The 9945-nt window shown below is 57.2% G+C and carries 8 protein-coding genes; 3 read left to right on the top strand and 5 right to left on the bottom strand.

The window, feature by feature from the left end:
• Positions 1 to 1024: DUF3604 domain-containing protein (locus H1Y01_RS02760; RefSeq protein WP_180538567.1), on the top strand; the 1024-nt coding region annotated here is incomplete at its 5' end.
• Here the strand turns inward: H1Y01_RS02760 and H1Y01_RS02765 are convergent.
• The 4 genes from H1Y01_RS02765 to H1Y01_RS02780 are packed head-to-tail and all read right to left on the bottom strand — an operon-like array spanning position 1013 to position 7322.
• Positions 1013 to 4150 (bottom strand): efflux RND transporter permease subunit, encoded by a 3138-nt coding sequence (locus tag H1Y01_RS02765; protein WP_180538568.1) that lies wholly within the window; start codon positions 4148 to 4150, stop codon positions 1013 to 1015. The genes H1Y01_RS02760 and H1Y01_RS02765 overlap by 12 nt on opposite strands.
• A 1-nt stretch (position 4151) precedes the next feature.
• A complete protein-coding gene (locus H1Y01_RS02770) occupies positions 4152 to 5465 on the bottom strand; it encodes an efflux RND transporter periplasmic adaptor subunit (protein ID WP_219341208.1) in 1314 nt (437 codons plus the stop codon).
• The gene (locus H1Y01_RS02775) at positions 5449 to 6021 is read right to left on the bottom strand and encodes a hypothetical protein (protein WP_180538570.1); all 573 of its coding nucleotides are present in this window, start codon (positions 6019 to 6021) and stop codon (positions 5449 to 5451) included. The genes H1Y01_RS02770 and H1Y01_RS02775 overlap by 17 nt, the downstream gene beginning before the upstream one ends.
• Complete coding sequence (locus H1Y01_RS02780) at positions 6018 to 7322, bottom strand: TolC family protein (RefSeq protein ID WP_180538571.1); 1305 nt, start codon at positions 7320 to 7322, stop codon at positions 6018 to 6020. The genes H1Y01_RS02775 and H1Y01_RS02780 overlap by 4 nt, the downstream gene beginning before the upstream one ends.
• A 112-nt stretch (positions 7323 to 7434) precedes the next feature.
• Here H1Y01_RS02780 and H1Y01_RS02785 point away from each other — a divergent pair, with 112 nt between their 5' ends.
• Together H1Y01_RS02785 and H1Y01_RS02790 are read left to right on the top strand one after the other, a co-directional pair.
• Positions 7435 to 8166, top strand: coding sequence for a response regulator transcription factor (locus H1Y01_RS02785; RefSeq protein WP_367399759.1), 732 nt, complete (start codon positions 7435 to 7437; stop codon positions 8164 to 8166).
• Between the two features lie 22 nt (positions 8167 to 8188).
• Positions 8189 to 9622, top strand: coding sequence for an ATP-binding protein (locus tag H1Y01_RS02790; RefSeq protein WP_219341209.1), 1434 nt, complete (start codon positions 8189 to 8191; stop codon positions 9620 to 9622).
• 49 nt (positions 9623 to 9671) lie between these two features.
• Here H1Y01_RS02790 and H1Y01_RS02795 read toward each other — a convergent pair.
• A partial coding sequence (locus tag H1Y01_RS02795) for an inorganic phosphate transporter (protein WP_180538573.1) occupies positions 9672 to 9945 on the bottom strand: 274 nt, incomplete at its 5' end.

Here is a 9945-nt window from a genome sequence, read left to right on the forward strand (position 1 = left end):
CGGCCTGAAAATCGTGCGCGGCGAGTTCCACCGCCATAGTGAGATTTCGTTCGATGGAGGCTCCGACGGCGCGATCCTCGATCAGTACCGATACGCGCTAGATGCCGCCTCGCTGGACTGGATCGGGTGCTGCGATCACGATAACGGACTCGGGCGCGAGTATACCTGGTGGCTTACTCAGAAGCTCACGGACGTCTTCAATAGCCCTGGACAGTTCGCCAACATGTTCAGTTATGAGCGCAGCGTCTCATACCCCGAAGGACATCGCAACGTGATTTTCGCCGAGCGCGGCGTTCGTTACTTACCACGCTTGCCGATTACGCGTGAAGATCAACCCGGACATGCGCCGGATACTCAGATGCTGTACGCGTACTTGAAACACTTCAACGGCATCGTGGCTTCACATACGAGCGGAACTTCCATGGGGACGGACTGGCGCGATAACGATCCCGGAGTAGAACCGATCGTCGAAATCTACCAGGGGATGCGGCAGAACTATGAGATGCCGGATGCGCCCCGTTCCAACAACGCGAACGATTCCATCGGCGGCTGGCGCCCCAAGGGTTTCATCAACATCGCCCTGCAGCGGGGTTACAAGTTAGGCTTCGAGGCAAGTTCCGACCACATCTCAACCCACATCAGCTACTGTAATCTACTAGTCAAAGAAGATACTCGCGACGCAGTTCTGGACGCCTTCCAGAAGCGGCATATCTACGGGGCTACCGATAACATCGTGGCCGATGTACGGAGCGGCTCGCACATGATGGGCGATATCTTCAGTACTTCGACGCCGCCGTCGATACAGGTTCATCTGGCGGGGACGGGTCCGTTCGCAAAAGTGCAGATCGTCAAAGACAATCAGTATGTCTATTCGGTCACGCCGGGGCAGCCGGAAGTCGATTTCACCTGGCGCGACCAGGCTGCAGTCTCGGGTAAGACGAGTTATTACTATGTCCGCGGTGAGCAGGCGAACGGTGAGATCGTATGGGCCTCGCCGATGTGGATCACTTATTCAGGGAAGTAAGGGTTCGCTCTCGCGGTTCCAGAGGTAAAATGCCGTGGGCACCACAAACACCGTACAGATTCCGGATACGGTCAGCCCTCCCACCAACGCCCGAGCTAAGGGTGCATAAGACTCGCTGCCCTCGCCCAGCTTTAATGCCATCGGTAGGAGACCAATGACGGTCGCAAGCGTGGTCATCATAATCGGTCGTAGCCGCACCCGGCAAGCTTCCACAACGGCTTCTTTGACTGGCCGTCCTTCGCGCACGCGATGTCGCGCAAACTCGACAATCAGGATACTGTCGGACATCGTAATTCCAGCAAGCATCACAATTCCCATCAGCGACATGACATTGATGGTCGTGCCAGTCCACAGGAGCGTGAGGACAACCCCGGCAAGACCTGGAGGAAAGGCAAGTAGGATAATGAGCGGATCGGTGTAAGACCGGAATTGCGCCACTAAGATCAAGTAGAGCAGTACGGTAGATAAGATCAATCCGAAACCGAAGCTCTTGAGCGAGGTCCGCATACTCTCGACCATGCCCCGCAGCTTTACACTCGTTCCTGGCGGTACCTTGATGTGATTGATTGCGCTCTCAATGCGGTTGCTGATGATTCCCAGATCTTCCTCGCGACCGCGAACAAACACGTCGATGTTTCGTCGGATCTGGTAATGATCCACCTCGGTCGGCGACAACATATGGGTGATGTGACTGACCATGTCGAGGCGCGTTGGCATAGCTACGTTCGCACCATGAAGGGGAATCGATTCCAAGTCAGACACGCTTCGGATCTGATTCTCGGCGTACTGCACGGCGAGCAGATAGTTATTCCCGTTGCGGGGATCGATCCAGACGTTCGGGGCAACCATCGCATTAGATGTTAGGGCAGTAATGACATTACCGACTACCTCTTTTTGAGTTAAGCCGAGTTCTCCGGCGCGCATCCGGTCGACGTCTAACTTGAGAGCGGGGTAGTCCAGATCCTGCGGAATGAACACGTCGCCAGTTTGTGGAAATGATCGGATCTCGGAAGAGAGATCGAGAGCGAACTGATAACTGGCCTTTAGATTTGAACCTGAGATCTGGATATCAATGGGAGCACGCATTCCCATGTTAAGAACCGCGTCCACCAGGCTTCCGGTCGAGAAGAAAGTAGCTAGTTGAGGTAGTTCCCGACGCGCGCGTTCTTTCACCCGGTCGATGTACTCGAAGCTGCCAACCCGATGGCCTTCCTTCAGACTCACCTGTACGGACGCGGTGTGCATAGCCGTATTAGTGGAGTAGATAGCAGAGAAGCCTGGGTCGACGCCAATGTTAGAGACGATCATGCCGAGATCGCCGGGCGAGATAGTGCTTCGAATAAGTCCCTCGAGTTTCGCGATATCTTTCTCGGTCTCTTCCAGACGCGTGCCGGAGGGTGACTTGACACTAATCACGAACTGGCCCGCATCGGTACGGGGAAAGAAGGAAACCCCAAGCAGCGGGAAGCAGCACAGCGCCACACCTACGATAATTGCGAAAAACGCCAATGATGCTACAGGGCGCGCTAGGGTTCTTGAAACGATGGCGCTGTAACCGTCGAGCAGGCGTCCGAATAATCGGGCGAATGCGTTGTTGAAACGGTGCCCGAGACTCTGCCGCCCGGGCTTGTCGTGCACGGCGGCGGTCTCATGTCCGGCCGTGCTGATGAATCGGGAACAGAATAGAGGCACTACGGTCATCGCCACCAGGTAGGATGCCGCGAGTGAAAGCACCACGGCCAGGGCGAGCGCCGAGAAAAGAAACTTACTAACTCCCGTGAGCAGGGTGACGGGGAAGAACACGACAATCGTCGTAAGAGTTGCCGCTAGTACGGGCAGCGCCACTTCTTTTCCGCCCTTTTCGGCGGCCGCTATGGGAAGCTCGCCAAGCTCCAGATGACGATGGATGTTTTCAAGTACGACAACCGAGTTGTCGATCAGTCGGGAGAACGCAAGGGCGAGACCGCCTAACACCATCGTGTTAATGGAACTTCCGCCAAGTTGTAATGCCATCAAAGTAGCCAGCGCGGAGATCGGGATGGACAAGAACACGGCTAGGGTGGCTCGCATGCTTCCCAAAAAGATCAGGATCATCAAACAGGTGAGAAAAAGGCCGATGCTACCTTCATGAATCAGAGTCGTGATGGCGGTCTTCACGAACTGCGATTGGTCGAAAACTACCTTAGTCACCAGAGTCGCCGGTGTATCCACTAAGGCGGCAAGCTTTTCCCGGACGCCGTTCACCACGGAGATCGTGTTCGAATCTCCGCCTTGCTTCAGTACGGGCAAGTAGACGGAGCGCTGGCCGTCCACACGAACCGCGTTGTACTGCACCGAGTAAGCATCCTTGGCAACTCCGATATCAGAGACACGGATCGGTGACGAGTTGACGACTTTGAGCGGAACCTGGTTCAGATCAGCCATGTTCGTGACCTGACTATTCGCATAGATGTTGTAGTCGTAGCGCCCGATTTGAACGTCGCCGGCCGGCAGAACCACGTTCGAGTCACCAACAGCCCGGACGACATCCATTAGGCTCATCTGGTGCGATTCCAACTTAAACGGATCTACGTACAGCATGATTTCGCGCCAGCGGCCGCCGAACGGCTGCGGCACCGCCGCCCCCATGACTCCGGCCAGTTGGTTGCGAACCACGTTCTGCGACACGTCCTTCAACTGCGTCTCGCTTAAGCCGCTTCCACGAAGCGTTACCAGACACACAGGAAGACTGCTCGCGTCGAATTTCAAAACGAAGGGCGGCAGCGTCCCGGGCGGAAGGTGACTAATTTCCGCCATAGCTAAACTCGCGATGGTAGTTACGGCGGAGTCAGGGTTAGTACCGGGCTGAAAGTAGACCTTGATGATACTTACTCCGGACAGTGACCGCGACTCGATATGATCGATGCCGCTCGCCAGAGTAAAGAAGCGCTCTAAATGGAAAGTGATGTTGCCTTCAATCTGCTCCGGCGGCATACCGGGATAAAACGTAGCTACCGCAACCACGGGAATATTCATCGCCGGGAACAGATCCACCGGCATGCGGGCGATGCTCACAATGCCCAGAACGATGATCGCCACACTAATGACAACAATCAGGTAGGGCGTGCGAATAGCGAAGCGTGACAAGCTATTTCTTCTCCGGCGCGCTGCCCGCTTCCGCGATCACTTCCGATAGTTTGGTCTGAACGTGCTGTCCGTCGCGCAAGCCGGCATGGCGCCCCACCACTACCGTGTCCCCCGCCGTCAATCCCGATCGGACCTCAATGCGCTGCGCCGTTTCAAGCCCGGTGTCCACCGACGAGCGACGGATGACGTTGTCGGCGTCTACTCGAAATATCTGGGGAGTTCCCGTGGAACTGTCGACAGCGTCGAGAGGAACAGAGACAACCTGATCGCGCTCGGCGAGTTGAAGCTTCACCTCGGCGTACATACCCGGTACAAGCTTGAGAGCCGGGTTTGAAATATCTACTTCGGTATCCATGGTGCGCGTGTCTTGCTGCAGCTTTTCGGCAAAGCGCACCACGCGGCCCGGAAACGTCTGGGCCAAAGCGGGGACACGAACATCCACGGTTTCGCCATCGTGGATACGCGCTACAACCGACTCCGGTACCGGAAGAATTAACCGAAGTAGATTGTTCTGCGAAACACGTAGCACCGGCATCGCTTGCGACTGCGACGCCGTGCCGGCCTGAATCATGGAACCTACGCTGGCGTATCGCTTAGTCACCACACCGTCAAACGGAGCCGTAATGCGCGCGTACGCGTTCATCGTTTTTATACGCGTCTCATCAGCTCGCGCCACCTTAGTGCGCAGTCCTGCCACCGCCAGGTTTGATTCGGCCGCCGATACTTGAGCTTCCGTCATTAGATCCTTGGACTGCGCTTCGTCCACTTCCTGACGCGGCACTAACCCCGGCTCACGCTTGGCGACGTCCTCAATCCGCACGAACGAAAGATGAGCGATATCATGCGCCGAAGTAGCGCGCCGCAGCTCGTCGCGCGTTACCGAGAATTCGGCCTCGCTCTGCTCGATCGCAGCCTGCGCTTTCGCTAAGTCGTTCTCCATCTCCGGAATTTCCAAAGTAGCGAGTAACTGACCGGTATGAACCCTGTCACCGATATCGACCGATATAGTTCGGATATACCCGGCAACCTTCGCCATTACGTCGACTTCCTGATAAGGCAGGAACTCTCCGGTAAGTGCGATAGAGGTCGATAAGTTAGAGCGCGTGGCTCTGGCGACGGGAACAATCTGCAACTCATCGACCGAAGACGTCCGGGCTGAGCCTTGGGCTGAGCCTTGGGCTGAGCCTTGGGTTGATGCTTGGGTTGACGCTTGGGTCGATGCCTGGCCCTGCCGCGCGCATGACGTGAGCGTAACGACCGCGGTGACCATCGCCAACGCTTCGATCGTGAGATTATTCTTACGGGGCAGCAGCAAATTTCTCCCACGCCTCTCGACTAATATCTGCAGGCTCATGATGGCGAACAACCCACAGTCCTTCGTTGTTTACTACATAGATCAACGACTTCGAGTCGTCGGCCAGATAACCGGACACGCCATCGAAGCGGCACGCCATCTTCGGATTGCCTGCGTCGGAAAGATCCATAACACCGATGTTTCGGAGTGTCGGAGCATCTGTTGCCGTCGCGAGAGTAGGATGGTCGGCAATTTCGACGATGACTGCGTTCTGGCCAACCGGAGTTATGTTCCGCGTGCCGCCCTGGCCGTCATAAGTCATTTGCCGTTCAATCGCCGGATGTCCGGGGTCGGTAACGTTGATAACCATCACGTCTCGACCCCCGGCCGGTAAGACGTAGACATAGCGTTTGCCCCGCGCGCTCTCACGAACAAATAATCGGGCTGCTTGAACGCCCTCCAGTGGTAAGTGACCTACGATCTGGACGTTTGTTTCCTTAGGGCCGTCGTGTGTCTTGGCTGAGACGCATGCGGTCACGCACATGGCGGCAGTAAGGGCGATTAAACGATGCTTCATTGTGTGCTCCTGGTTCGATTGCCTGTTACAAAGTCAAGTTCCGCAACGCGCGCGATGTAGTCGTATTTCGCGGCGGCAGCGTTAATCTGGGCTGACGTCTGAGTAAGTTGGGCTTGGTTCAGTTCGACAATGGCGCCTAAGCCGAGATCGTAGCGGGCCTGCGCGAGGCGAACCGACTGATTTGCCTGATCCACCATCCGCGCAGTTAGGTCCAGACGCCCCCAAGCATCATTGGCCTCAAGCCACGCGAGACGGACATCTCTCGCTACGCTTAGGACCAGATCGTCGACATCCCGCTGAGCGGCGGAGGCTCGAAGTTCGGCCTCGCTTCGGCGCGCCGCGAACAAGCCTCCATTGAAAATCGGGATGTTCACGTTGACCCCGGCTGCGGCATAAGTGGGACGCAAGGGCCCGTCGATCACAGGTGCGCCTCCAGCAGTAGCGAGCAGGTTGACACTGGGAGCGCTAAGCCGCTTCTCGGCCCGAGCAAGGCTAAGCGCGGCGTCGGAATCGAAGCGCAGCGCGGCCAACTCGGGGCGCTCTCGAATTGCCTTTCGTACCAGCGTCTCGGCGTCCGAGGGCGGCGCCGGAGGCAGCGATTGGTCAACTAGATCAAAGGTCGCGGCGGCCTCGATCCCCATGGCTGCGGCCAGGCGCGCGCGTCCCGCCAAGGCATCGTTTTCAGCCCGCACCAGCGTGAGTTGGGCATCCGACAAATTGACTTGCGCGAAGCTGACGTCAAGCGTCGATCGCAGCGAGCTCTGCGCCAGTTGGTCCACTTGCCGCAGTTGCGTGCGCCGGTATTCGACGTTTTCGCGCGCGACGCGAAGCACGGAATCCGCTCCCAGCGCCTGCGAATAGGCCAGCCGTACTTCGAGAAGAACCTCGGCTAACGTTGCATCCGCGTGTGCGGAACGCGCCGCAGCCAACTGGCTTGCCTGCCGGGCTAGACTCGAGGTCCGCCCGAAATCGGTGACGATCTGATTCAAAGAAACGCCGCCGGCTGCCCTGCTGTACAAACTCGACGTGGTGAGCGCACCGGCCTCGACGGCAGAGCCGTGCTCGGCGCCCACACCCGTGACGTTGGCCGAAAGCGTCGGATAGAACGCCGCGCGCGCCTCCCGAACCCGTTCCTTCGCGGCCCGGGCGTTTAGGTCCGCGGAAGCTAGACGCGGGTGATTCCGAATGGCCGCCTCTTCCGCTTGGGCCAGCGTGATTCGGCTCGGGACGGCCTGAGCGAAGGCGGGCGCGATTTGCGAAAGGGTGAGCGGTACTAACATGCAGAGAACTGTCGTCTTCACTCGTGATTTCGTGGTATCTCTAATTTGTAGATCGACTTATACAACTGCGCCACTGAAGAGTTCCTGACTTTTTCCTGAAGATGGAAATGGCGCTCTAAGTCGTTTTATTTCAATGCGATATGGAGGCCAACTGCGGACGCCCCTCATCCCGACGCTCGTTATACCGACGCTTGTTATAGAAGATGAGCCCAAGCTCGCCGAAGCGCTCCGCGAGGGTTTGGAGCGCGAGGGCTATCAGGTCACCGTGGCCGCCACCGGCGAGGAAGGCTTCTTTTTGGTGGAGACCCAGCGTTTCGAGCTGCTGATTCTTGACGTAATGCTTCCCGGCCGCAGCGGTCTCGAAATTCTTGCGGCAATGCGACGCCGTGGATTGCACACGCCGGTTCTGGTGCTCACCGCGAGAGACTCTGTTGACGACCGCGTTCAGGGACTGGATGCCGGAGGTGACGATTATTTAGTCAAACCGTTCGCCTTTTCCGAATTGTTGGCGCGTGTCCGAGCTCTGTTGCGCCGCGGAAGTCAGGAGAACCAGAAGGCTTTTCATCTGGCGGACCTGGCCCTGAATGCGGAAACGCGGCAAGTCACTCGCGCCGGCCAACCTCTGGATCTCACCGCGCGTGAGTTCGAACTCCTCGAATACCTTTTACGCAATCAGGGTCGGGTCGTCTCGCGTGAAATGCTGGTGCGCAATGTTTGGAAAGAACCGATGCGGCAGACGTCGCTCGATAATGTGATCGACGTCCATATGGGCCGCCTTCGTCGCAAACTCGACGATCGCTTTGACGCGAAACTGATTCAGACAATCCGCGGCGTCGGGTTCGTGCTGAGGCATGAGGAAGCCTAAAGGGTATGAGGAGAAATGCTGCGTGCTGAACCCGTTCCGCGCCGGTCGCATCCGCGTGCGGCTGACGGTTTGGTACGTCACCATGATCGCGGCGATTCTTGTCATCTACGCCGCAGGCTCTTCTGCATTGCTCTGGTGGAACTTGAGCCGCGAGCTCGACCGTCACGGGATTCAGGACATTGAAACCGTGGAAGGTCTACTCCGATTCGCGCCGGATGGACACCTCTACTTCGACGAAGACTACCATAACCATCCGGAATCCAAGCGGCTTCTGGAGCGCCTGCTGGAAGTAGTTACGCCCGATGGAAAAGTATTGCTGCGCAATCAACGCCTTGGTCAACGTGCGCTTGGCGGGACGCCCTTCGATAGAGAGGGTGTAGGCGGATATTCGCTTCGCTGGGGACAGTTAGATGACGGTACTTCCATTCGTCTCTTCAGCCGCCGCCACAACATAGGTAAGAATCCGGTAATTATCCGCATCGCCTATGTTGCGGATGAGATCCGGAAGCCGTCACAGCAGTTCCTTCTCGTGTTAGTTGCAACGTTCCCACTTACTCTCCTGCTCGCCGGGTTCGCTGGATATGTGCTCGCGCGAAAGGCGCTTCGGCCCGTTGAAGAGATGACCGTCAGGGCGGAGAAGATCGACGCGCAATCCTTAAACGAGCGACTGCCCGTCAGTGAGGAGAACGCTGAGACGAGTGACGAGATCGTTCACTTAGCGCGCGTGTTTAACCGCATGCTGAGCCGGATTGAACAAGCCTTCGAGCAACTACGCCGCTTTACTTCCGATGCTTCTCACGAACTGCGCACACCACTTACCGCGATTCGTAGTACGGGTGAGATCGCGTTACAAAAACAGGCTTCAGCGGACCAATACCGCGACGTCATTGGAAGCATGCTGGAAGAGGTTGACAGGCTCACGCTGCTGACCGAAAATCTGCTGGCGATCTCTCGCGCGGATGCGGGTCAAGTGCCTGTCCGATTCTCGGATTTCGCTCCTCTGAGATTAGTCGAGGAAACCAGCGCACTCCTTGGTGTGTTGGCCGAAGAGAAGAACCAGAAGCTCTCTGTTTCGGGTGACGGCCGCGCACGCGTTTCGGGCGATCGCGTGTTACTGCGGCAAGCCATATTGAACATCCTTCACAATGCGGTGCTTCATACTCCGTCGGGCGGCACTATCTCGATAGTGGTGGAAGATGAGGGCGACGACTGGGTGGCGATGCGCATTATCGACAGCGGCCCCGGAATTCCTCACGAGCACGTACCGCGGATCTTTGATCGCTTCTACCGGGTTGATAGCTCGCGTTCAGCTCAAGAGGGCGGCACCGGTCTGGGCTTAGCAATCGCTAAGTGGGCAGTCGAAGCGCAACAAGGCACACTATCGCTCGAAACTCTCCCAGGCCTTGGTTGTACCTTCACCATGAAGCTTCACCGCGCCGCACCCCTTAGTTCGTAGAATTCCTGTCTGCCTGCAATTTACACTTTGCGGTTGTTAGTGAGACGATTCAGGCTTTGGACCAAACCAACCGGATCAGTAGAAACACAATTCCCGCGACCAACGCGGCGGCGGGAATCGTTACCACCCACGCAATCACAATATCGCTTGCGACGTTCCAGCGAACCGCTCGTAGTCGTTGCACCGAACCAACTCCGGCAATCGCTCCCGCAATCGCGTGGGTACTCGAAACGGGTAAACCTAGCCAAGTGGCGAAGAAGATCGACAACGCAGCTCCGGTCTCCGCACAGAAACCGCTTCTCGGCTTCAAGCGCGTGAGCCTT

This window comes from Nevskia soli (genome assembly GCF_903970205.1).
Lineage (GTDB): Bacteria > Acidobacteriota > Terriglobia > Bryobacterales > Bryobacteraceae > Bog-113.